Source organism: Mesorhizobium loti (assembly GCA_014189435.1).
GTDB classification, from domain to species: Bacteria; Pseudomonadota; Alphaproteobacteria; order Rhizobiales; family Rhizobiaceae; genus Mesorhizobium; species Mesorhizobium loti_G.
Map to the genome: position 1 here is coordinate 7,175,907 of CP050293.1, position 21,174 is coordinate 7,197,080.

The following is a 21,174-nucleotide window of genomic DNA, read 5'->3' on the forward strand; positions in this document are numbered from 1 at the left end:
AGAAACGGTTGGGTGAGCTTCCCTTCGCCCCGTTCACGGGGAGAAGGAAAAAGCGCGTCCTTACGCGAAAGCCCCGTGGCAGTGCTTGTACTTCTTCCCCGATCCGCAGGGGCAGGCTTCGTTGCGGCCGACCTTGCCCCAGGTGGCCTGGTTGTTCGGGTCGCGGTCTTCGGGGGCGACGATCGCGGTGACCTCCGGGCGGACCAGGAGGGCGGTCTCGCCGCCTTCGAAGTCGTTTTCGCCGGTGGTGCCGTCGATATGGGTGCCGAACATGTCGGGGGCTTCCGGAGGCGGCGCTTCGGCGGCCTGGCGGACCAGTTCGACGCGCATCAGCTGCGCGGTGACGGCCTGGCGCAGATTGCCCAGCATCGCCTGGAACAGCTCGAACGCCTCGCCCTTGTATTCCTGCAGCGGATCGCGCTGGGCGTAGCCGCGGAAGCCGACGACCGAACGCAGATGGTCGAGATTGACGATGTGCTCGCGCCACAGATGGTCGAGCGTCTGCAGCACCACCGAGCGTTCGACATAGTTCATCACCTCGGGGCCGAAGCGCTCGGCGCGCTCCTTGGCGGCGGCCTCGGCGGCCTGGGCGATGCGCTCGCGGATGTCGTCCTCGGCGATGCCCTCTTCCTTGGCCCAGTCCTCGACCGGCAGGTCGAGATTGAGGAATTCGGCGATCTCGGCCTTCAGGCCCGCGACATCCCACTGCTCGGCATAGGCGTTTTCGGGAATGGCCTTGGCGACGATCTCGTCGATGACGCCTTCGCGCATCTCGCCAATGGTTTCAGAAAGGCCTTCGCCGTCCATCAGCTCAATGCGCTGCTCGAACACCACCTTGCGCTGGTCGTTGGAGACGTCGTCATATTTCAAAAGGTTCTTGCGGATGTCGAAATTGCGCGCCTCGACCTTCTTCTGCGCCTTTTCCAGCGCCTTGTTGATCCAGGGATGGATGATCGCCTCGTCTTCCTTGAGGCCGAGCTTCTGCAGCATGCCGTCCATGCGCTCGGAGCCGAAGATGCGCATCAGGTCATCCTGCAGCGACAGGAAGAATTTCGAGCGGCCGGGGTCGCCCTGACGACCGGAACGGCCGCGCAGCTGGTTGTCGATACGGCGCGATTCGTGGCGTTCGGTGGCCAGCACATAGAGGCCGCCGGCGGCCAGCGCCTTATCCTTCAGGCGCTCGATGTCGGCAATAATTTCCTTTTCCCGCGCCTCGCGCTCGGGTCCGGCCGGCATGTCGCCGAGTTCGTCTTCGATGCGCATCTCGGCATTGCCGCCGAGCTTGATGTCGGTGCCGCGGCCGGCCATGTTGGTGGCAATGGTGATGGCGCCGGGCTTGCCGGCCTGGGCGACGATCGCCGCCTCGCGCTCGTGGTGGCGGGCGTTCAGCACCTCGAAATCGGTGAAGCCTTCCTTGCGCAGGCGCTCGGCCAGCTGCTCGGACTTTTCAATGGAGGTGGTGCCGACCAGCGTCGGCTGGCCCTTGGCGCTGGCTTCGCGGATCTCCCTGACGATCGCCTTGTACTTCTCCTCGACCGTCCGGTAGACCTCGTCGTCCTCGTCCTTGCGGATGACCGGCAAATTGGTCGGAATCTCGGTGACATCGAGATTGTAGATGTTGCCGAACTCCTCGGCCTCGGTCAGCGCGGTGCCGGTCATGCCGGAAAGCTTCTTGTAGAGGCGGAAGTAGTTCTGGAAGGTGACGGAGGCCAGCGTCTGGTTTTCCGGCTGGATCGCCACATGCTCCTTGGCTTCGAGCGCCTGGTGCAGGCCTTCCGAATAGCGGCGGCCCGGCATCATGCGGCCGGTGAACTCGTCGATGATGACGATCTCGCCGTTGCGCACGATATAGTCCTTGTCCTTCTGGAACAGCCGGTGCGCCTTCAACGCGTTGTTGACATGGTGGACGATGGCGACGTTCTCGACGTCGTACAGCGACTCGCCCTTGAGCAGGTCGGCGTCACGCAGCAGGTTTTCGAGCTTCTCGGTGCCTTCCTCGGTGAAGATCGAGGTCTTCTGCTTCTCGTCGATCTCATAATCCTGCGGCTGCAGCTGGATGATGAAGGTGTCGATGGTGTTGTACATTTCCGAACGGTCCTCGAGAGGACCGGAAATGATCAGCGGCGTGCGCGCCTCGTCGACCAGGATGGAGTCGACTTCGTCGACGATCGCGTAATTGTGACCGCGCTGCACCATCTGGGCGCGCTCGTACTTCATGTTGTCGCGCAGATAGTCGAAGCCGAGCTCATTGTTGGTGGCGTAGGTGACATCGGCGGCATAGGCGGTGCTGCGCTCCTCGTCGGACAGGCCGTGGACGATGACGCCGACCGAGAGGCCGAGGAACTTGTAGACGCGGCCCATCCATTCGGAGTCGCGGGTGGCAAGATAGTCGTTGACCGTGACGACGTGGACGCCCTTGCCGGCAAGCGCGTTGAGGTAGACCGGCAGCGTCGCGACCAGGGTCTTGCCCTCGCCGGTGCGCATCTCGGCAATGCCGCCATTATGCAGCACCATGCCGCCGATCAACTGGACATCGAAGGGGCGCATGCCGAGCACGCGGCGCGCTGCTTCGCGGGCAGTGGCAAAGGCTGGCACCAAAAGGTCATCGAGCGTGGCGCCGTTGGCGATATCCTGGCGGAATTTCGCGGTGCGGCCGACCAACTCCTCGTCGGAGAGCGCCCGCATCTCGTTTTCCATGGCGTTGATCGCCTCGACACGAGGCCGGGTCGATTTGACCCGACGGTCGTTGGAGGAACCGAAAACCTTACGGGCGAGACCGCCGAGACTGACCATCCAATGGTCCTTTCGATAGAATTCTCAATCTTGCGATGAGCGCCGGCCGGCCCCATCAATTCCACGTGAACGTGGACAAACACAAAAAGCGTCCGGAAAACGGTTCTGGACGCAAAGTCGTTGGACAGATAAGAGGGGGCTCAACTGATGTCAACGCCGCGCTGGCCCTGCCGGGCGCGCCAAATTCCGCCACAATCTGGCTGATCTGGAAGCCACCCCCTCCTCACAATCCCCACCGGAGTCATCTTATGTCCTTGTTGTTCCGTCGCGCGTCGCTCGCCAGCCTTGGCTTGGCCTTCGGCCTGTCGGCCCTTTCGCTGTCGCCGCTGATGGCGCAGCAAACCGCTCCCGCTCCGGCGGATGCAGCAGCACCGGCCGCGGCACCGGTCGATCCGAATACCGTGATCGCCACGGTCAACGGCCAGCCCTTGACCGAGGCCGACCTCGTGCTCGCCGAAGGAGAATTGTCGCAGCAGTTCGCGCAGCTGCCGCCCGAGCAGCGCCGTGCCGCCGCCCTTTCGGCTGCCATCGAAATCCGCGTCATGGCCGCCCAGGCGGTCACCACAGGCCTCGACAAGGATCCCGACTTCCAGCGCCGCATGGCCTTCCTGCAGCAGCGCGCGCTGCATGGCGAGATGGTCGAGAAGGGCGTTGTCGACAAGGTCACCGACGCCGAGGTCCGCGCCCGCTACGACCAGGAAATCGCCAACACGCCGCCCACCAACGAGCTGCATGCCCGTCACATCCTCGTGAAGACGAAGGAAGAGGCCGAGGCGATCATCAAGCAGCTCGACGGCGGCGCCGACTTCCAGAAACTCGCCAACGAGCACACCAGCGATCCGTCAGGCAAGACCAGCGGCGGCGATCTCGGCTGGTTCGGACCTGGCCAGATGGTGCCGGAGTTCGACAAGGCGGCCTCCGCGCTCGAGGTCGGCAAATACACCGAGCAGCCGGTGCAAACGCAGTTCGGCTGGCATGTCATCAAGCTCGAGGACAAGCGCACCAAGCAGCCGCCAGCCTTCGACGACGTCAAGGACCAGGCCAAGCAAGCGGTCATCCGCGACAAGTATTTCGCGCTGGTCAAGTCGCTGCGCGCCGGCGCCAAGGTCGAAATCCCCGACGCCAACCTGAAGAAGGCTGTCGATACGCTGGAAAGCGCCAAATAAGCCTGAAAGAATTTTTCGAAAGGGGGCGCGGCAGCCAAGGGTGCCGCGCCCTTTTTTGTCGGCCAGCATCGGCCGCCCTTTTACCTTCCAGACGCCGCTATGCCGCGCATCACGTAGTTGACGGCCTTGCGTATGGTCGCTTCGTCCTCGTCGAGCCGGTTGGTCAACAGATGCCTCCAGGCGAAGGAGGCGATCAGGTCGGCGACAACAGCTGAATCGATGTCGACGCCGATTTCGCCTCTTGCCCTGGCGCGCTCGACCATCTGTCCGGTATGGGAGCGTCGGCCAAGCGCGTAATCGGCAAGGGCCGCGGCAGCGGTCTCGTCCGACTGCGCCTCGGCGATCAGCGACCTGAACACGCTGCCCGACGATGTCTCGCGCCAGTGCGCGAACAGGTTTTTCAGGAAGCCGACGAGATCCTCCTCCAGTCGCCCGGTATCGGGAACATCGACACGTTTCTGGCGCTGGTAGACTTCGAGCAGCAATGCGGCCTTGCTCGGCCACCAGCGATAGATGGTGGGTTTGCCGGCGCGGGCGCGGCGCGCCACCGCCTCGATCGAGAAGCCGGCATAGCCGGCCTCGACCAGCACGGCCTCGGCGGCTTCGAGAATGGCATCGGCGCTGGCGGGGTTGCGCCGCGCACCGATCGATCTACGCGCCGGGTCGGCGTCCTCGGCCATGTCTGTCGTCCTCGCCAACAATTTCGCCGGCACTATAAATGAGGTCGGGGTGAAACGAAACGGACCGTTTTCGACGGGATCGAAGACTGCGTCAGATGACGCCTATTGCATCGCTTGCGATGTCTCGGATTCGATGCGCCAGCCGCCGTCGGCCTTGACCAGGCCAAGCGTGACGCGCGCCTTGCCGGTCAGGCGTGCCGCCGACTTGTCCTTTGGAAGATAGTCATAGCGCATCGCAAAGACGGCCTCGGCGCGGTCCTCGCCATGTGGAGTGACCTCCAGGCTGCCAGGTTCCAGGCCAAGCGACCAGGAGGCCCACTGCGCGAACCAGTCGGCCTTGACCTTGGCGATGGCATCGGCGTCGTAACGGGTGCCGAAAATGGTGGCCGACGGGCCGTAGAGCCGCTTGACGGTCTCGCTCATCGCCTTGGCGTCCGGCGCCAGATAGTCCTGGCGCAGGAATTTTTCGATCGATCCCTTGTCGTCGCCCACCGAGCGCTCGAGCACGGCAACTTCGGTTGGGAGCGCCGGAGCGGCGGCCGGCTTCTGTGGCTCTGCAGATTGCCCGTCGGAGACGAATTCGAAACGCTCGAGCAGCGAGCCCTGCTCCCAGGGGCGCTGGGCCTCGCGGGTTTGCGAAACCACGTCGCGGCGCACCGCGATCATCATGTCGTTGATGCTCTGGCCGGGTTCGGCGATGTGGCGCAGCAGGGCGGCGGCAAAAGGCGAGTTGCGCCCGCTCCCGTCCATGGCGACGGCACCAGGCGCCGTCGAGAAGGCAATGAACGAGCCGCGCGTCGAATCGAACTGCGCCAGCCCGGCCAGCGCCGTCGCCGAGCGCGTGGTTGCGGTGCGGCTCAAGCTGCGGGCAAACGGATTGTTGCGGCAGGCATCGAGAAACACCAGGCTGACCTTGGTCTGCTGTTCCATGATGTCGAGGACTTCGTCGATCGGCACCGCTTCGAGCTGGAGTTTGACCGGCACGTCCAACCTGGCGTCGACCGGCACGATGTAGTTGCGCCCGTCGACCTGCAGGCCGTGGCCAGCATAATAGAAAAGCCCGACGCCGGCGCCTTCGAGTGCGTCGGAGAATTCGCCGATGCTGCGTTCGAGCTCACGCTTGCCGAGATCATTGCCTTCGATGACCTCGAAGCCGATGGAGCGCAGCTTGTCGGCGATGTCGAGCGCGTCGTTGACCGGATTGGCCAGCGTGCCGGCTTCCGCGTAAGTGCCGTTGCCGATGACAAGCGCCACACGCCGTTGCGGCTGCGCATCCGCGCTCAGCAGCAAAAGTCCCAGAAATGCCCATGCGAGGATCGCAAGCCTGCCCATGGCCAGGATCATAACGCCATCGGCCCCGGCGGCGCCAACAGATTTGAAATGCAAGCTTAATCCCGAGCGGGCCCCGGCCCCCCGGCGAGAGCGACGAAAACGCCCTTGCGCCCGCGCGGCGTATCGGGCAAACCGGCCTTCCCTTGCGATTTTTCCCGCCCGAGGCCCTCATGTCCACGACGATTTCGCCGCTTGCGCCGAAGAAATACCCCAAGATGCCACAAATCGAGGGGGTGCGCATCGCCACCGCCGAGGCGGGGATAAAGTACAAGAACCGCACCGACCTTTTGACCATGGTCTTCGATGAAGGCACCGCGGTCGCCGGCGTGTTCACGAAATCGAAATGCCCCTCGGCGCCGGTCGATTTCTGCCGGCAGAATCTCGGGGCCGGCAAGGCGCGGGTGCTGGTCGTCAATTCCGGCAACGCCAACGCCTTCACCGGCAAGAAAGGCCGCGAGTCGACCGCACTGACCGGCGAGGCGGCGGCGAAGGCCGCCGGCTGCAAGGCGTCTGAGGTTTTCCTGGCCTCGACCGGCGTTATCGGCGAGCCGCTCGACACCAGCAAATTCAGCCATCTGCTCGCAGGGCTGGTCAGCAATGGCAAGCCTGAGCTGTGGACCGAAGCGGCAAAGGCGATCATGACCACGGATACCTATCCGAAAGTGGCGACGGCGACCGTCAAGCTCGGCGACACCGATGTCACCATCAACGGTATCTCCAAGGGCGCCGGCATGATCGCGCCCGACATGGCAACGATGCTGTCCTTCATCGCCACCGACGCGCCGATCGCCGCCCCTGTCCTGCAGGACCTGTTGTCGCGCGGCACGGCCAAGACCTTCAACGCGGTCACCGTCGACAGCGACACCTCGACCAGCGACACGCTGCTGATCTTCGCCACCGGCAAAGCCGCCAAGCGCGGCGCGCCTGAGATAACCGACGCCAAGGATGCTCGTCTCGGCGCATTCCGCAGGGCACTCGGCAAGGTGTTGAAATCGCTGGCGCTGCAAGTGGTGCGCGACGGCGAGGGCGCCCGCAAGCAGGTCGAAGTCACCGTCACCGGCGCCAAATCGGCGCGCTCGGCCAAGCGTATCGCGCTGTCGATCGCCAATTCGCCGCTGGTCAAGACAGCGGTCGCCGGCGAGGATGCCAATTGGGGCCGCGTCGTCATGGCTGTCGGCAAAGCCGGCGAGCCCGCCGATCGCGACCGACTGTCGATCTGGTTCGGCGACAACAGGCTGGCGCATGAAGGCGAGCGCGACCCCTCATATTCCGAGCAGGCGACGTCGGCCTACATGAAGCGCGACGACATCCGCATCCGCGCCGATATCGGCATCGGCCGCGGCAAGGCGACGGTGTGGACCTGCGACCTCACCAAGGAATATGTCGCCATCAATGGCGATTATCGGAGCTGATGGTTTTGGGCTCCAGGCACCCGGCAAGCATGCTCGCGATCGTGCGCCGCTACGAGGCGGCCGGCTTTCGTGCCTGGCCGGCAGCCGCCGTCCACTATGACGGCACCTGGGTGGTACGACTGACCGCCGGCCATCCGGCCAAGCGGCTGAACTCGGTTAACCCCCTCGATCCAGGCGACACCCAGCACATTGCCGACCGTATCGGCCGGGCCAGCCGCCGTTTCGATGCCTATGGCCGGCCGCTGACGTTCCGCATGTCGCCGCTGTCGGGCCCGGATCTCGCCAGCCATCTCGACCGCGAGGGCTGGAGCCGGTTCGACGAGTCGCTGGTCATGCGGCTGCCGCTGGCCGACGCGCAACTCGACGGTGCCATGGACCAGATTCCGCTCAAGGACATCAGCCGCTTCATCGGCGCGTCGCTCAAGGTCAGCGGTTCGGATGTTTCGCTGCGGCCGGGCCTGTCGGAGATCATCGGCGCCATCCAGCCCGAGGCCGGACTGTTCGCGCTCGAAGACGGAGCCGAAGCGCTGGCGACGCTGATCTGCGTGCACGACGGCGATCTTGCCGGCCTGTTCGAGGTCGCCACCGACAAGGCGGCGCGCAACAAGGGCCATGGCCGCAACCTGATCCTGTCGGCGCTGAAATGGGCGCGGCTGCGTGGCGCGCGGGAGGCCTGGCTGCAGGTCGAGGCCGGCAATGTGCCGGCGCTGGCGCTCTACCATTCGCTCGGCTTTGACGAAGTCTATCGCTACCACTACCGCCGGCCGCCCGGTCATGAATGAAGTGATGGCATGAATGATGTGATGGCATGAGTGACGGGACGACCGCCGGCAAGCGCCTGCTCCTGGTCGCCGCCTGCGCGCTGGTCGATGCCGACGGCCGGGTGCTCTTGGCGCAGCGGCCGGAGGGCAAGCAACTGGCCGGGCTGTGGGAATTTCCCGGCGGCAAGGTCGAACCCGGCGAGACGCCCGAACAATGCATCATTCGCGAGTTGCACGAGGAAATCGGCATCGAAACCGACATTCCATGCCTGGCGCCGCTCACCTTCGCCAGTCATTCCTACGACGATTTCCACCTGCTGATGCCGCTGTTCATCTGCCGCCGTTTCCGCGGCATCGCCCAACCCAGGGAAGGCCAGGCGCTGAAATGGGTGCGGCCAAAGCAGATGCGCGACTATCCGATGCCGCCGGCCGACGCACCGCTGATCCCCTTCCTCATCGATCTTCTTTGAGGGCTCTCGCCCGGCCGCTTCCTGGCCGGGGCGTTGTATCAGCCAGCGTTAATGGAAGATTTATCTCATCATGAAAAATTGAAGCATCGCCGTTCGCGGCCGCGCCGACGATTCGCTGGGGAGCGATAGCATGAGCCTAGACAGGGATTGGGACTCGATCCGGCCCGAGCGCAGCTTTCGCGCCGCCGACGCAGGCATGGGCATATTGCGCATCACGCTGCTGTTCGGTTCGGCCGCGGTGGCGCTGGCGCTGATAGCAACCCCTTTTCTCGACAGCCAGACACGATCGCTGTCGTCCCGCGATGATCTTGCCGGCGGGCTCGACATGACGGCCACCGGCTCGGTCAGCCATCGCGAAACCTACACGCTGCGCCGCAGCGTGCTGCAGCCGCAGCCCAGTTCGGTCTGCATCATCCGGTCCAATGGCAGAAGCAGCGGCGACTGCTGACATGGTTAAGAGTTTTCGGCAAGGCGGCGGTTTCACCGCCTGTTAAGCCTTTGCCGTTAACCTTTCTTAACGGATCGGCGGTAATCTCCTGGCGAGAGGGGTCGAGGTCATGAAAGCACTGCTGCTGGGTTTTCTGAAGGACGAGACCGGCGCGACAGCCATCGAATATGGACTGATCGCGACCTTGGTGGCGCTGGGGATCATCACCGGAGTTGGTCAGTTTGCCGACTCGCTCACTTGGCTGTTCAGCGACAACAACAGCAAGCTTGCGAACGCTTTCGCACCCACACCCTGATCCAACCTTTCCGCGCTTGCGGGCAGGATCAACGCCCGTCGGGCGCCTCCAGGATTGCCTTCAGCGAGACCTTGGCCGAACCCGGTTTCAGCGGCTTTTGCTGCGATGCGTCGGGCGCCCAGCCGGACATCCAGACGATCGAGAAACTTGCCCGCACGCGGCCGTCGGGGTCCGAAAACCGCTCGGCGTAGATTTCCGCCGCGCGGGCAAACAGCGTGCGCGAGCCCGGCCGCCGGCTGCGATCGGTGAGCGCACTGGTCTCGCCCATGGCCCGCAGATCCGCCATCAGGTTGAACAGGCTGGCATAGCGCACCGTCACCGTCTCCACGTCGGCAACCGGCAGAGCGAGACCGGCGCGCTGCAGAAGCGCACCGGCGTCGCGCACGTCGGTGAACGGGATGACGCGTGGGCTGGCGCCGCCGTAGAGCTCGGTCTCGGCCGCAAGCAGGCTTTCGCGTAGCTCGAAAAGCGTGCCGGCGCCAGCAAAGGCGCCGAGGAAAAGCCCGTCCGGCCGCAACGCGCGGCGGATCTGGATCAGCATGCCGGGAATGTCGTTCATCGCCTGCAGCGACAGAAGCGAGACCACCAGATCGAGGCTCTCAGGCTCGAACGGCACGGTTTCCAGCGGTGCGATCAAGCCGGCGCCGCCGCCTGTCAGGAAAGCCGTGTCCGCCTCGACGCGGACAATATCGGCGACCTTGTCGCTCTCGGCGAGCATTTCGGCTGCCGCCGGCGTCTGGCAAAACAGCACCGCCGCCTTCCCGAACCGACGCTCGACAGCACCCAGCCGGTCGGCAAGGTCCTCGGCCGTACGGCGCATGAGGAAGTCCGCGCCGTCAACCGGATGGGCAAGCGCGCGCCGCTTGTGCGCCAGCCACAGGGAGGTATCCATTATCGGCTGCAACGGGCAGATCCTTGTTTGTCCACGCCCTGATATAGTTGGTATACCTGCGCGGAGAACCAACCACGTGGCCGATCCGATGCCCAAGATCAACCCCATCGAGATCAGCAGCCTGGCCCGATCGGCGCTCGGCTGGCCGGCGCGCATCCTGTTTCCACCGGTTTGCGCCGGCTGCCGGCGGCATGTCTCGCAGCCCGGCGTGCTTTGTGGCGCCTGCTGGCCGAAGCTCAGGCTGCTGGAACGGCCATGGTGCCCGGTGATGGGCACGCCGTTTACCCATCACATGGGCGACGGCTTTCTGTCGGCCGAGGCAATCGCCGATCCGCCGCCTTTCGAGCGGGCGCGGGCGGCCGTCGCCTATTCCGGCGTCGCCCGCCAGATGGTGCAGGGGCTGAAATACCAGGATCGCACGGATCTCGCGCCATGGATGGCGCGCTGGATGGTGCGCGCGGGTGCCGATCTCATCGCCGAGGCGGAAGTGGTGGTGCCGGTGCCGCTGCACTGGCGGCGCTTCTTCAGGCGACGCTTCAACCAGTCGGCGGAACTGGCAAGGGCGGTCTCGGCGCTCAGCGAATTGCCCTTCGCTCCCTCGGCGGTGCGGCGTGTGAAACTCACCCGCCAGCAGGTCGGGCTGGAGCGCGGGGAACGCGAGGAGAATGTGCGGGCCGCCTTCCGAGTGCCCGCCGAGGCGGAAATCGAGATTGCCGGCCGCAGGGTGCTTTTGATCGACGATGTCTACACGACCGGCGCCACCGTGCGTTCCGCCACCAAGGCGCTGAAAAGAGGAGGAGCGGCCGCCGTCGACGTGCTGACCTTTGCCCGTGTGTTGCCGGGGGACTTCCGGGCCGACGAGTCCGCGACTATATAAGTCGGCAACGAACAGCGGAAATTTCGTCATGACCGATGTCACAATCTACACCCGCATGATGTGCGGCTATTGCACGGCAGCCAAGCGGCTGCTCGAACGCAAGGGCGTCGCCTTTACCGAGCACGATGCCTCCTTCTCGCCGGAATTGCGCCAGGAGATGATCTCCCGCGCCCACGGCCGCTCGACCTTTCCGCAGATTTTCATCGGCGATACGCATGTCGGCGGCTGTGACGAACTCCACGACCTGGAGGCCGAAGGCCGGCTGGACAAACTGCTCGCCAACGGCGCGACGATTTAAGGATTATGACGATGGGTGTTTTCAAGGCGGCTGCGATCCAGATGCGTTCAGGCGAGAGCCCCGAGCGCAACGCGGTCGATCTCGAACGGCTGGTGCGTGAAGCCGCAAGCCAGGGCGCGACCTACATCCAGACGCCGGAAATGACCGGCGCGCTGATCCGCGACAAGGAAGCGCGCGCCGCCTCCTTCACCTCCGAGGACAAGGACATCATCGTCTCGACCGCGCGCAAGCTGGCCAAGGAACTCGGCGTTTTCCTGCATATCGGCTCGACCGCCATCCTGCGCGCCGACGGCAAGCTCGCCAACCGGGCGCTGCTGTTCGGCCCGGACGGCGCCACGCTCGCCACCTACGACAAGATCCACATGTTCGACGTCGATCTCGACAATGGCGAGAGCTGGCGTGAATCCGCCGCCTATGAACCGGGCACCGAGGCCGTCGTCACCGACCTCGAGGGCGCAAAGCTCGGCTTTGCCGTTTGCTACGATCTGCGCTTTCCGCAACTCTTCCGCGCCGAGGCACTGGCCGGCGCGGATCTGCTTTCGGTGCCGGCGGCCTTCACCCGCCAGACGGGCGAGGCGCACTGGCACGTGTTGCTCAGGGCCCGCGCCATCGAGAACGGCGCCTACGTCGTCGCCGCCGCGCAAGGCGGCTTGCATGAAGATGGCCGCGAAACATACGGTCATTCGCTGATCGTCGATCCGTGGGGCCGTATCATTGCGGAAGCCGGGCATGACGAGCCGGCGGTGATCGTCGCCGAGATCGACCCGGCGCAGTCGCTTGCCGCGCGCAAGAAGATCCCCAACCTCAAAAATGCGCGGGATTTTGCCGTCAATGCCGGCTTGGGCGAGGCGCCGCGTCTCAGGGGTGCAGCCTCTTGATCCGCTTTGCCCTGATTTGCGAGCACGAGCACGAATTCGAAGGCTGGTTCCGCAGCAACGACGATTTCGACACCCAGAAGAAGCGCGGCTTTGTCGACTGTCCGAGCTGCGGCTCGCACAAGGTGCAGAAAGCGCTCATGGCACCGGCCGTCTCCACGGCGCGCAAGCAGGAAACGATAGCGCTGGCCATGGGCGAGGCGCAGAAGCAGGCTTTGGCGCAGCTGAAGGCGATGGCCGAGAAGGTGCGCGAGAATGCCGACTATGTCGGCGACAAGTTCGCCGAGGAAGCGCGCAAAATCCATTTCGGGGAAAGCGACGCGCGGGGCATCTATGGCGAGGCGACGCTGGAAGAAGCCAAGAGCCTGGCCGAGGACGGCGTCGAGTTCATGCCGATCCCGGTGTTTCCGGACGACCGCAACTGAGTTCCGAGGGAGCTTTGCGCGACCCAGAAGCGATTGAGCCGCGAGGAAGCATAAGAGCCGTCGTTGGCCGATTGGCCCGCTGGGGCGCCGTCAAGTTCAGCGGTACCCGAACGATCGACGGGTTGCTCATCATCAGCGACAAGGGCACTGACAAGATCGTCGAGGCGCTTCAGCTTATTCGTGATTTTGATCCAGTGCGCTACAGACGGCTGCTTGGTGACGTAAGACAGGTCTTCGTCACAACCCTTCCTGCTTCCGTCGCGCAGTGGGCGGATTCTTCGAAGGCGTGCGAATTGGACGAGCGTCATATCATCAGCGAAGAGACGACGCCGGAATTGGTCGCTTCGATTATCGTCCATGAGGCCACCCACGCGCGGCTTATGCGATGCGGTATCGGCTACGAAGAGGCGTTGCGGGATCGCGTGGAGCAGGTCTGTCTGCGCCGAGAAATAGCCTTTGCTGCCAGATTGCCGACCGGAAAGGGCCGGAGCCAGCAAGCCGAAGCGACACTCGAGGCCATGCCGGACTTTTCCGACAGGGCGATGAGTGAACGCTATCTCAGCGGTTTGCGAGATGCTCTGCTCTACCTCAACATGCCGACCCGGCTTGTCGACCTCACCGTATCATACCGGCGCTGGAAACACCGGCGCCGGTTTTCGCGGCAGCCGACGAACTGACCCGGCTAGCTCACGCTGCCGATCAGTTTCTCAAGCAGCCGAGAGAGCGTTTCCTGTTCCGCCGGTGTCAGGCCCGCAAGAACCTCATGCTCGTTGGCGACATGGGCGCTAACTGCGTCGTCGATCAAGGCCAGGCCCTTTTCGGTCAGCCTCACGACAATGCCGCGCCGATCGTTGGGGTGCGGCCCGCGCAGGATCAATCCGGATTTTTCGAGCCGGTCGAGCCGGTTGGTCATGGCGCCCGACGTCACCATCGTCGCTTCATAGAGCGCGGTCGGCGTTAGCGCGTAGGGTGATCCAGAGCGGCGCAGTGTCGCCAGCACATCGAACTCTCCCGACTGCAATCCATAGCGGCCAAACAACGGCGCCAGGCGCTCGCGAGCGATCAGCGAGGCGGCCTCGTTCAGCCGCCCGAGCACGGCCATCGGCGAGACATCCAGATCGGGCCGCTCCCGCTTCCATTGCTCGATCGCTCTTGCTGCCCTGTCCAACTGTCTCACCATCATATATCTTGACGTTAAGAATCTTTCCATTATCTTACCTCAAGATGCAATGCCGGCCAAGGGCCGCGGCGACAGGGTTCGATCATGAAATTTCTCTGGGATTCGGCGCTCGGCCTGCTGGTCGTCACCGGCGGCCTACTCGGCCTGACACTGCCGTTCGGCAAGCTCGCCACGGCTGCCGGCGTGCCGGCCATGGTCTGGGCCTTCGTCATCTCGCTCGGCGCCGGCGGCGTCTTGCTGTGCGTGCTCTTGTTGCGCGGCCAGCGCGTCCGGCTTACCGCGCACAAATTGCGCTACTTTTTCGTCACCGCGGCGGTGTCCTATGCCGTCCCCAATCTCCTGATGTTCTCGGCCATCCCGCATCTGGGCGCCGGCTACACCGGCATCATGTTCACGCTGTCACCTGTCATCACGCTGGTGTTCTCCATCCTGTTGCGTGTCCGGCGGCCCAACATGCTGGGCATTGTCGGCATCGCCGTCGGCTTCGTCGGCGCCGTCATGGTGGCGGTGACGCGCGGCGAGGCCGGCCAGCCGGCCGATCTGTTCTGGGTGGTGATGGGGCTGCTCATTCCGGTCAGTCTTGCCGCCGGCAACATCTATCGCACGGTCGACTGGCCGGAAGGCACCGGCCCGATCGAGCTTGCCGTCGGCAGCCATCTGGCGTCAGCGGCGATGCTGCTTGTCGGCATTTTTCTCCTGTTCGGCGGCAAGGCTTTCGTGCCGCTCGGCGGCGTGCCGCTGGTCGTCGTCGCGCAGGTCGCGTCGGCGTCGGCGATGTTCGCCTTTTTCTTCAGGCTGCAGGCGGTTGGTGGTCCGGTCTATCTCAGCCAGATCGGCTATGTGGCGGCGGCCGTCGGCCTGTTTGCCGGCACCATCTTCCTCGGCGAGCACTATCAGTTGCTGACCTGGGTCGGCGCTATCATCATCACCGCCGGCGTGTTCATCACCACCGTGGCGCAAAACGCAGAAGGGCTGAGCATCCTCCGGTTCGTCAGGACTTGGCCTCAAAGGATTTTCTAAGGCTCGCAGGAGCGACATTGCGCCAGGCGGCAACGATCGCGCTGCGGAATGTCTGCTCGTCGCACGCGTCAAGCATGATCGACGTCCAGCCCTGCCGTCCCCAGCCGCCCGGCACGGGCACGAACACCGAAGGCTCGGCAGCGGTCATCATTTCCTGCTGATCGCGGCCAAACTTGACAACGGCGCGGCCATCGTCGGGCAACGACATGAAGATGCGATTGCGCACCCGATAGTCCGGCTTGCCGAAATGCGACTTCTCCACCGCTTCCGGGAGGTTCAGCGCGATCTGGCGGGCACTTGCGGATTCCACCGAACAACTCCGGTTGTTGCCGAGTCCGGAATGACACTTTCCAGTTTTTCGGGATCAGGTCCTATACACCGCGCCCTTTCAGCCAGCACCATTTAGTTCACGTCGATGTCCTTCGACCGCTGCCAGCGGATTGTGGGTGAGGTCCAGTTCGCCGGCGGTGTCAGTCGGCGCCGCTGTTGCCGTCACCGCCGGGTTCCGGCCTTGGGTGCCGGCGGCGGTGGGTGGCCGCGGCGCGGGCCGCCTGTTCATAGATGCCAGTCATCAGCTCGAGCGTGCGCGCCGCTTCCTCGAGCTTGGCCGCCATCTCCGGAACGCGCGTCACCGCTTCGATGAGCAGGACGGAACGGATGTCGGCATAGCGTTCGGTCACGCGATAGCCGAGCGGCGTGACTTCGTAGGTGACGCCGGCCCTGCCGCTTCCGGTCCGCTTGACCAGCCCGCTCTTGAGCAATTTGCGCAGGCTGTACTGGATGTTGGGGATGTCGTCGCGGTTGGTCATCTGCGCCAGGTCGCGGATGCTCTTTGGCCGGTCGTTCATCCTGATGATGTGGAGCAGCGCGTTTTCCGGCCCGCTGGCGGAAAACTCGATCACCGTTGCCAGGCATTCGGCTTGCCAGTGGCCGAACGCCTCATAAGAGCGCATCAGCGCATATTCGACTTCGGCGACATCGATTTCGAGCGGCGTCCGCGCCAGATGCCAGCCGCGATCCAGCAGCTTGGCTTGCGTTTCCGAAGGTTTGCGCCGGTCGTTCATCCATGTCTCCCCGCCCGGCAGCATGCGCCGATCCGGCCGATTGCGTCCATACGATTTTATGATAGACTTTCTATCATAAAATATAATCAAAAAGTGAGGAGAACACGACCGATGAGCATGCTCGACAAGACCGCAGCCAATGCGCAGCCCTTCTTTCTCGGAACCTTCGCGTCCAATTGCTCCGGCGGCATGACCGTCACCAAGGTTCCCGAACGATGGGTCAGTTCCTGGGACAATAATCTGCGGCTGGCGCATCTGCTCGACGAGGCCGGCATCGATTTCATGCTGCCGATCGCGCGCTGGATCGGCTATGGCGGCGAGACCAATTTCCACGGCAATGTGCTGGAGACGATCACCTGGGCCGCCGGGCTCCTGGCGCTCACCCGCAACATCACAGTTTTCGCCACCACGCACACGGCGGCCAATCATCCCGTCGTCGTCGCCAAGCAATTGGCGACCATCGACCAGATCAGCCGCGGCCGTATCGGCCTCAACATCGTCGCCGGCTGGAACAAGCCGGAATATGAAGCGCTCGGGCTGACGCTGCCCGACGACCACATCACACGATACGGCTATGCACAGGAATGGTTCGATATCGTCAGGGCGCTGTGGGATCGCACCGAGGCGTTCGACTGGGACGGCACCTATTTCAAGCTGAAGAACGTGCTTGGCGATCCGCGCCCGTCGGCACGCCTGCCGATCCTCAATGCCGCCGGCTCGGAAGAAGGGCGCAAATTCGCTGTCCGCAATGCCGATTTCCTGTTCACGCCGGCAATCGATCTGTCACGCTCCCGGGACGAGATCGCGGCGCTGAAGCAGCAGGCGATCGCCGCCGGCAGCACTGTCGACGTGCTGACTTTTGCCCATGTCGTCTGCCGGCCGACCGAAAAGGAAGCGACGGACTATCTCGAGCATTTCGCCCGCACCAATGCCGACTGGACAGCGGTCGACAATCTGGTGCGGCTGCAATTTGCCCATGCGCAGTCGTTCCCGCATGACCTTCTTGCGCTCATCCGCGATCGGATGGCGGCTGGCCATGGCGGCTTCCCGCTCACCGGCACGCCCGAACAGGTCGCCGATGGGATCACCGCCTTGCACGAGGCCGGATTTCGCGGCTCGACCCTGTCCTTTGTCGACTATGTCGAGGAGTTCCCGTATTTTCGCGACACCGTCCTGCCCATCCTCGAGCAGCGCGGCATCCGTATCGCGCCGGCCGCCATGCAGTCGGCGGCGTAGAGCGGTTCATCGTTTCACGGAAACGCCAAACCGCTCTACTTCTTTTTGTTTTGTCGCAATTCTGGACGGAAAACCGTTTCACACTTTTCCTGGAATTGCTTTTTGGAGAAAACCATGACCGAGCCAACGACTTCGGAGGCAAATCCTGTCGGTGTCGCGGACTTTCGCGCCGCGATGCGGCTGATCGTTGGCAATGTCAGCGTCATCACCGCCGGCACCGGCGAGGACCGCTCCGGCCTGGTGGTCATTTCGGTTGTCTCGCTGTCGGCCGAACCGCCCAAGGTGATCGCCTGTGTCAACCGGTCGTCGTCGACCTGGCCGGTGATCGAACGTTACCGGCATTTCGGCGTCAACTCGCTCGGCCCCCGGCATCAAAGGGTGGCCGAGCGGTTCTCCGGTTTCGGCGGCATCAAGGGCAAGGACCGCTATGAGGGCGCCGAATGGATGACGCTGAAGACCGGAGCTTTGTTGCTTTCGGATGCGGTGGCCGCCTTCGACTGCAGCCTCGACGAGATGATCGACCGCGGCACGCATTCGATCGTCATTGGCTCGGTCGAGGCCGTGCGCACCCGCGATGCCGGCCAGGCGCTGATCTACTGGCGCGGCGGCTACCGGCCGCTCGACGCCTAGGGCCCTGGAGCAATTCCAGCAAAAGCGTTGTTGGTCAGACGGAGCCTTTTTCCGCCAGGACCATGTAGTTGACGTCCATGTCCTTCGACCGCGCCCAGCGGTCGGCAAGCGGGTTGTAAGTGACGCCGGTGCGGTCGATGATGGTCAGGCCGGCGCCGCCAAGCGCCTTTTCGAGTTCTTCCGGGCGCACCAGCTTGCCGAACTGGTGGGTGCCGCGCGGCAGCCAGCGAAGCACATATTCGGCGCCGATGATGGCCAGCCCGAGCGCCTTCAGCGTGCGGTTGATGGTGGCCACGAACATGATGCCGCCCGGCCGGACCATCTCGCCGCATTTGGCGACGAACAGGTCGATGTCGGCGACATGCTCGACCACTTCCATGTTGAGGATGACGTCGAATTTTTCACCGGCGTCGGCAAGGTCCTCGGCCGTCGTGGCGCGATAGTCGACGCTGACATTGCCCTCGGCCGCGTGCAGCTTTGCCACTTCGATGTTTGTTTCGGAGGCATCCGCGCCCACCACCTCGGCGCCAAGCCGCGCCATCGGCTCGCACAAAAGGCCGCCGCCGCAGCCTATATCGAGGATGCGCAGGCCCTCGAAAGGCCGTGCCGCGCGCGGATCGCGGCCGAAGCGCGCCGCTATCTGGTCGCGGATATAGGACAGCCGGACCGGATTGAATTTGTGCAGGGGACGGAACTTGCCGTTGGGGTTCCACCATTCGGCGGCAAGGGCGGAAAAGCGTTCCACTTCTCCGGCATCGATCGTCGATCGTCGGGGCTCTGGCATCGGTTGGTCTCCTCGAAGGCTAGGAAGTCGGGCGTGAGGCCGCGAATGTCAAGGCAGCATTTTCCTCTGCCAGCAGGGCTGTGCGTTCCCTGGGACATGTCAGCCGCCATCTTCAGCAAGAAAACTTGGCGCCGCGTTGAATCCCCGGCACCGGGTGTCGGTCCCGGAGATGGCGGTCGATCAGGATTTCTTAACATCAAATTTACGAGGTTGGCGGTTTCCTGAAGCACGACCGGGATTCGGCATATACATTGCCCTCCCACGGATTGGGGTGGCTTGTTGCGGATCAAGACCCAGATTATCGCTACCTTGTTAAGCGCCGCGGCCTTGATCGGCGTGGTGGGCGGCATTGCAATAGTCTCCCAGATATCGCTGATCAGATCCGGTGCAATCGCCGAAGCGACGAGCGTTGGACGGCAATTGGCCGAGACGATCGCCTTCAGGGCTTCCGATGCGCCGCACTCCTTGTTCGAAAGAGCCGATGCGCTACGCGAATTCGTGAGGTCGCAGCACAGTGGCTCGAAACGCGATCTCGTTGTCGTCGGTCACGACAAGGTCATCCTTGCCGATGTCCCAGGCGAAGAACAGAATGTCGGCACACGGTACGGCCACGATCCCGACAATGAAGTCGGCCGGACGATCGAGGATGGCACGCCGCGCAACTTCGTCGAAAACAGCGCCGACGTATCAGAAGCGATCAATCTGGTCGCGGTGCCGATCAAGGATCCTCCCGGCAAGACCGTCGGAGCGGTCCTGTTCGAGTACACGCCGCTGCTGCGCGCCGCTGAGCAGCGCACTAACAACATGCTCTGGCTTGTCGGTCTGAGCACCACGGCCGCCGTGCTGCTTTCGGCGCTCTCTGCCTTCCTTCTGCTGCGCGGCTTTGGCGCCGGTCTTTCCGGCCTCAATCGCGGCATCGAATCGCTGGCGCGCGGCGACGCCGGGGCGCGCATCGGCCGTACCGCCAATGACGAGTTCGGCCAATTGGCGCAAGGGTTCGACCGCATGGCATCCGAGCTCGAATCCTCGCGTGGACAGCTCGTCGAGCAAAAGGCCTATATCGAGGATATCGTCCGCACCGTTGCCGAGGGCATTGCCGTCATCGACGGCAATGGCCAGATCGTCTCGGTCAATCCGGCGGCCGCCGAGATCGTCGGGCGGCGCAACGACAAGATCGAGGGGCAGGATTGGCCGTCGGTCCTCGACATGCGGGGACTATCGGGAGACAGGCTGGCGCAGGGAACATCCCCGATTGAACTGGCGTTGACCACGGGCCGCCAGCATCAGGCCGAAATGCGGCTGGCAAAACCGGACGGATCGTACCTGCCGGTGATTGCGAGCTGCAACCCGCTCAATCGCTCCGATGGCGGCATCGTGCTGACGTTGAGCGACATCAGCGAGTTGCGCAGCGCCGAGCGGGCGGTCAGCGATCGCGCCGAGGAGCTGGCAACGCTGAACCGGGAACTGAAGGAGACCTCCCAGGCAACGACCCGCCTGGTCAAACTCGGCGAGCTGCTTCAGGCCTGCGTCACCTTCCAGGAGGCGTTTTCCGTCGTTGGCTCGGCCATGCCCGACTTCTTTGGCGGATTGAGTGGAACCGTTCATCTGACCAGCGCCTCGCGCAATCTGGTCGAGGAGATGGCGCATTGGGGCACTGTGCGTTCGAGCGTTGGCCAATTTGCGCCCGAAGATTGCTGGGCGCTGCGGCGCGGCCAGGAGCATGTTGCCGGCCCCGGCATGCTGACGCCGCGCTGCAACCACATCACCGAGAATGGCGGCCGCGGTTATGTCTGCATGCCTCTGGCGGCGCAGGGGGAGACGCTTGGCATCGTGCATCTGTGCGAACCAAACGCCGCCGACAGGCCGGACTGGCTGGTCGAGCGGCAGCAGATCCTGCGCGGCGTCGTCGATACACTGGCATTGGCCCTCGCCAATCTGCGCCTGCGCGAAACGCTGCGGCAACAATCGATCCGCGATCCGAACACCGGGCTCTACAATCGCCGCTATCTCGAGGAAACAAGCAGTCGCGAACTGAGGCGCATGGAGCGTTCAGAACAGCCTCTGGCGATGATCATGCTCGATGTGGATCATTTCAAGCAGTTCAACGACACGTTCGGCCATGAAGCCGGCGATCTCGTCCTCAAACAGGTCGCCGCCGTGCTGCTCGACCATGCCAGGGATAGCGACGTGGTGTCCCGCTACGGCGGCGAGGAATTCGCCCTTATGATGCCGGCCACTTCGCTGGCGGACGGCGCCGAGCGTGCCGAGGCACTGCGAAAAGCGATCAAGCAGCTTCATCTCGCTCATCGCGGTCGCACGCTTGGCACCATTACCGCGTCATTCGGAGTGGCTGCCTTTCCGGAGCTTGGCGCCTCATGGGCGGAGATCGTCAACGCCGCGGATCGCGCGCTCTATCAGGCGAAGGCAGACGGGCGTGACCGTGTCGTCGTCGGGCTGGGCAAGGCCCATGCTGACCGGCAACAGGCCAAGGCCAGCAAAAGCGTGGCTTGAGGTCCGGCGTCCGGCTGCTGTCGAG

The 21,174-nt window shown here is 63.9% G+C and carries 23 protein-coding genes; 15 read left to right on the plus strand and 8 right to left on the minus strand.

Going from position 1 to position 21,174, the window contains the following annotated elements; all coding sequences use genetic code 11:
• Nucleotides 1–60: 60 nt before the first annotated feature.
• Entirely contained in the window at nt 61–2,793 is a 2,733-nt protein-coding gene (gene secA, locus HB777_34555) for a preprotein translocase subunit SecA (GenBank protein QND68563.1), read from the minus strand.
• Nucleotides 2,794–3,041: 248 nt separating this feature from the next.
• Here secA and HB777_34560 point away from each other — a divergent pair, with 248 nt between their 5' ends.
• Nucleotides 3,042–3,959, plus strand: coding sequence for a peptidylprolyl isomerase (locus HB777_34560; GenBank protein QND68564.1), 918 nt, complete (start codon nt 3,042–3,044; stop codon nt 3,957–3,959).
• Nucleotides 3,960–4,039: 80 nt separating this feature from the next.
• Here HB777_34560 and HB777_34565 read toward each other — a convergent pair whose 3' ends face one another.
• The gene (locus tag HB777_34565) at nt 4,040–4,639 is read right to left on the minus strand and encodes a TetR/AcrR family transcriptional regulator (protein ID QND68565.1); all 600 of its coding nucleotides are present in this window, start codon (nt 4,637–4,639) and stop codon (nt 4,040–4,042) included.
• Nucleotides 4,640–4,741: 102 nt separating this feature from the next.
• Nucleotides 4,742–5,971 carry a peptidase C14 gene (locus HB777_34570; protein ID QND69012.1) on the minus strand — a complete coding sequence of 410 codons (1,230 nt, stop codon included), beginning with the start codon at nt 5,969–5,971 and terminating at the stop codon, nt 4,742–4,744.
• A 170-nt stretch (nt 5,972–6,141) separates the two neighbouring features.
• Between HB777_34570 and argJ the strand changes: the two genes are divergently transcribed.
• The 5 genes from argJ (at nt 6,142) to HB777_34595 (ending at nt 9,357) form a co-directional block, all read left to right on the plus strand.
• Nucleotides 6,142–7,383, plus strand: a complete 1,242-nt coding sequence (gene argJ, locus HB777_34575) for a bifunctional glutamate N-acetyltransferase/amino-acid acetyltransferase ArgJ (protein ID QND68566.1) — start codon at nt 6,142–6,144, stop codon at nt 7,381–7,383.
• Between the two features lie 29 nt (nt 7,384–7,412).
• Nucleotides 7,413–8,165 carry a GNAT family N-acetyltransferase gene (locus HB777_34580; GenBank protein ID QND68567.1) on the plus strand — a complete coding sequence of 251 codons (753 nt, stop codon included), beginning with the start codon at nt 7,413–7,415 and terminating at the stop codon, nt 8,163–8,165.
• Nucleotides 8,166–8,191: 26 nt separating this feature from the next.
• Complete coding sequence (locus HB777_34585; GenBank protein QND68568.1) at nt 8,192–8,614, plus strand: (deoxy)nucleoside triphosphate pyrophosphohydrolase; 423 nt, start codon at nt 8,192–8,194, stop codon at nt 8,612–8,614.
• A gap of 130 nt (nt 8,615–8,744) precedes the next feature.
• The gene (locus HB777_34590; protein QND68569.1) at nt 8,745–9,062 is read left to right on the plus strand and encodes a hypothetical protein; all 318 of its coding nucleotides are present in this window, start codon (nt 8,745–8,747) and stop codon (nt 9,060–9,062) included.
• Nucleotides 9,063–9,171: 109 nt separating this feature from the next.
• Entirely contained in the window at nt 9,172–9,357 is a 186-nt protein-coding gene (locus HB777_34595) for a Flp family type IVb pilin (protein QND68570.1), read from the plus strand.
• Nucleotides 9,358–9,385: 28 nt separating this feature from the next.
• On the opposite strand, the gene HB777_34600 is transcribed toward HB777_34595, so the two are convergent.
• Nucleotides 9,386–10,261, minus strand: coding sequence for a methyltransferase domain-containing protein (locus tag HB777_34600; GenBank protein QND68571.1), 876 nt, complete (start codon nt 10,259–10,261; stop codon nt 9,386–9,388).
• 64 nt (nt 10,262–10,325) lie between these two features.
• Here HB777_34600 and HB777_34605 point away from each other — a divergent pair, with 64 nt between their 5' ends.
• The 5 genes from HB777_34605 (at nt 10,326) to HB777_34625 (ending at nt 13,401) form a co-directional block, all read left to right on the plus strand.
• The gene (locus tag HB777_34605; GenBank protein QND68572.1) at nt 10,326–11,126 is read left to right on the plus strand and encodes a ComF family protein; all 801 of its coding nucleotides are present in this window, start codon (nt 10,326–10,328) and stop codon (nt 11,124–11,126) included.
• 28 nt (nt 11,127–11,154) lie between these two features.
• A complete protein-coding gene (gene grxC / locus HB777_34610) occupies nt 11,155–11,424 on the plus strand; it encodes a glutaredoxin 3 (protein QND68573.1) in 270 nt (89 codons plus the stop codon).
• A gap of 5 nt (nt 11,425–11,429) precedes the next feature.
• On the plus strand, nt 11,430–12,302 hold the full coding sequence (locus HB777_34615) for a carbon-nitrogen hydrolase family protein (GenBank protein QND68574.1): 873 nt from the start codon (nt 11,430–11,432) through the stop codon (nt 12,300–12,302).
• On the plus strand, nt 12,299–12,724 hold the full coding sequence (locus HB777_34620; protein ID QND68575.1) for a DUF1178 family protein: 426 nt from the start codon (nt 12,299–12,301) through the stop codon (nt 12,722–12,724). Before HB777_34615 ends, HB777_34620 begins: the two co-directional genes overlap by 4 nt.
• A 122-nt stretch (nt 12,725–12,846) precedes the next feature.
• A complete protein-coding gene (locus HB777_34625) occupies nt 12,847–13,401 on the plus strand; it encodes a hypothetical protein (GenBank protein QND68576.1) in 555 nt (184 codons plus the stop codon).
• A 5-nt stretch (nt 13,402–13,406) separates the two neighbouring features.
• Here the strand turns inward: HB777_34625 and HB777_34630 are convergent, their stop codons facing one another.
• Complete coding sequence (locus tag HB777_34630) at nt 13,407–13,892, minus strand: MarR family transcriptional regulator (GenBank protein QND68577.1); 486 nt, start codon at nt 13,890–13,892, stop codon at nt 13,407–13,409.
• Nucleotides 13,893–13,988: 96 nt separating this feature from the next.
• Here HB777_34630 and HB777_34635 point away from each other — a divergent pair, with 96 nt between their 5' ends.
• Nucleotides 13,989–14,924 (plus strand): DMT family transporter, encoded by a 936-nt coding sequence (locus HB777_34635; protein ID QND68578.1) that lies wholly within the window; start codon nt 13,989–13,991, stop codon nt 14,922–14,924.
• On the opposite strand, the gene HB777_34640 is transcribed toward HB777_34635, so the two are convergent.
• On the minus strand, nt 14,896–15,204 hold the full coding sequence (locus tag HB777_34640; GenBank protein QND69013.1) for an MmcQ/YjbR family DNA-binding protein: 309 nt from the start codon (nt 15,202–15,204) through the stop codon (nt 14,896–14,898). The two genes, HB777_34635 and HB777_34640, sit on opposite strands and share 29 nt — an antisense overlap.
• 190 nt (nt 15,205–15,394) lie before the next feature.
• Nucleotides 15,395–15,988, minus strand: a complete 594-nt coding sequence (locus HB777_34645) for a winged helix DNA-binding protein (GenBank protein QND68579.1) — start codon at nt 15,986–15,988, stop codon at nt 15,395–15,397.
• Between the two features lie 111 nt (nt 15,989–16,099).
• Here HB777_34645 and HB777_34650 point away from each other — a divergent pair, with 111 nt between their 5' ends.
• Both HB777_34650 and HB777_34655 read left to right on the plus strand, forming a co-directional pair.
• Complete coding sequence (locus HB777_34650) at nt 16,100–17,224, plus strand: LLM class flavin-dependent oxidoreductase (protein ID QND68580.1); 1,125 nt, start codon at nt 16,100–16,102, stop codon at nt 17,222–17,224.
• A gap of 114 nt (nt 17,225–17,338) precedes the next feature.
• Entirely contained in the window at nt 17,339–17,854 is a 516-nt protein-coding gene (locus HB777_34655) for a flavin reductase family protein (protein ID QND68581.1), read from the plus strand.
• Between the two features lie 34 nt (nt 17,855–17,888).
• Here the strand turns inward: HB777_34655 and ubiG are convergent, their stop codons facing one another.
• Nucleotides 17,889–18,638, minus strand: a complete 750-nt coding sequence (gene ubiG, locus HB777_34660) for a bifunctional 2-polyprenyl-6-hydroxyphenol methylase/3-demethylubiquinol 3-O-methyltransferase UbiG (protein QND68582.1) — start codon at nt 18,636–18,638, stop codon at nt 17,889–17,891.
• 279 nt (nt 18,639–18,917) lie between these two features.
• Here ubiG and HB777_34665 point away from each other — a divergent pair, with 279 nt between their 5' ends.
• A complete protein-coding gene (locus tag HB777_34665) occupies nt 18,918–21,149 on the plus strand; it encodes a diguanylate cyclase (GenBank protein QND68583.1) in 2,232 nt (743 codons plus the stop codon).
• Nucleotides 21,150–21,174 lie beyond the last annotated feature (25 nt).

Coding starts and splice junctions, on each gene's coding strand:
- ubiG (QND68582.1), bottom strand. CDS start 18,638: ATGCCAGAGCCCCGACGATCGACGATCGATGCCGGAGAAGTGGAACGC.
- HB777_34650 (QND68580.1), top strand. CDS start 16,100: ATGAGCATGCTCGACAAGACCGCAGCCAATGCGCAGCCCTTCTTTCTC.
- HB777_34560 (QND68564.1), top strand. CDS start 3,042: ATGTCCTTGTTGTTCCGTCGCGCGTCGCTCGCCAGCCTTGGCTTGGCC.
- grxC (QND68573.1), top strand. CDS start 11,155: ATGACCGATGTCACAATCTACACCCGCATGATGTGCGGCTATTGCACG.
- HB777_34565 (QND68565.1), bottom strand. CDS start 4,639: ATGGCCGAGGACGCCGACCCGGCGCGTAGATCGATCGGTGCGCGGCGC.
- HB777_34570 (QND69012.1), bottom strand. CDS start 5,971: ATGGGCAGGCTTGCGATCCTCGCATGGGCATTTCTGGGACTTTTGCTG.
- HB777_34615 (QND68574.1), top strand. CDS start 11,430: ATGACGATGGGTGTTTTCAAGGCGGCTGCGATCCAGATGCGTTCAGGC.
- HB777_34635 (QND68578.1), top strand. CDS start 13,989: ATGAAATTTCTCTGGGATTCGGCGCTCGGCCTGCTGGTCGTCACCGGC.
- HB777_34585 (QND68568.1), top strand. CDS start 8,192: ATGAGTGACGGGACGACCGCCGGCAAGCGCCTGCTCCTGGTCGCCGCC.
- HB777_34580 (QND68567.1), top strand. CDS start 7,413: ATGCTCGCGATCGTGCGCCGCTACGAGGCGGCCGGCTTTCGTGCCTGG.
- HB777_34655 (QND68581.1), top strand. CDS start 17,339: ATGACCGAGCCAACGACTTCGGAGGCAAATCCTGTCGGTGTCGCGGAC.
- HB777_34645 (QND68579.1), bottom strand. CDS start 15,988: ATGAACGACCGGCGCAAACCTTCGGAAACGCAAGCCAAGCTGCTGGAT.
- secA (QND68563.1), bottom strand. CDS start 2,793: ATGGTCAGTCTCGGCGGTCTCGCCCGTAAGGTTTTCGGTTCCTCCAAC.
- HB777_34595 (QND68570.1), top strand. CDS start 9,172: ATGAAAGCACTGCTGCTGGGTTTTCTGAAGGACGAGACCGGCGCGACA.
- HB777_34590 (QND68569.1), top strand. CDS start 8,745: ATGAGCCTAGACAGGGATTGGGACTCGATCCGGCCCGAGCGCAGCTTT.
- argJ (QND68566.1), top strand. CDS start 6,142: ATGTCCACGACGATTTCGCCGCTTGCGCCGAAGAAATACCCCAAGATG.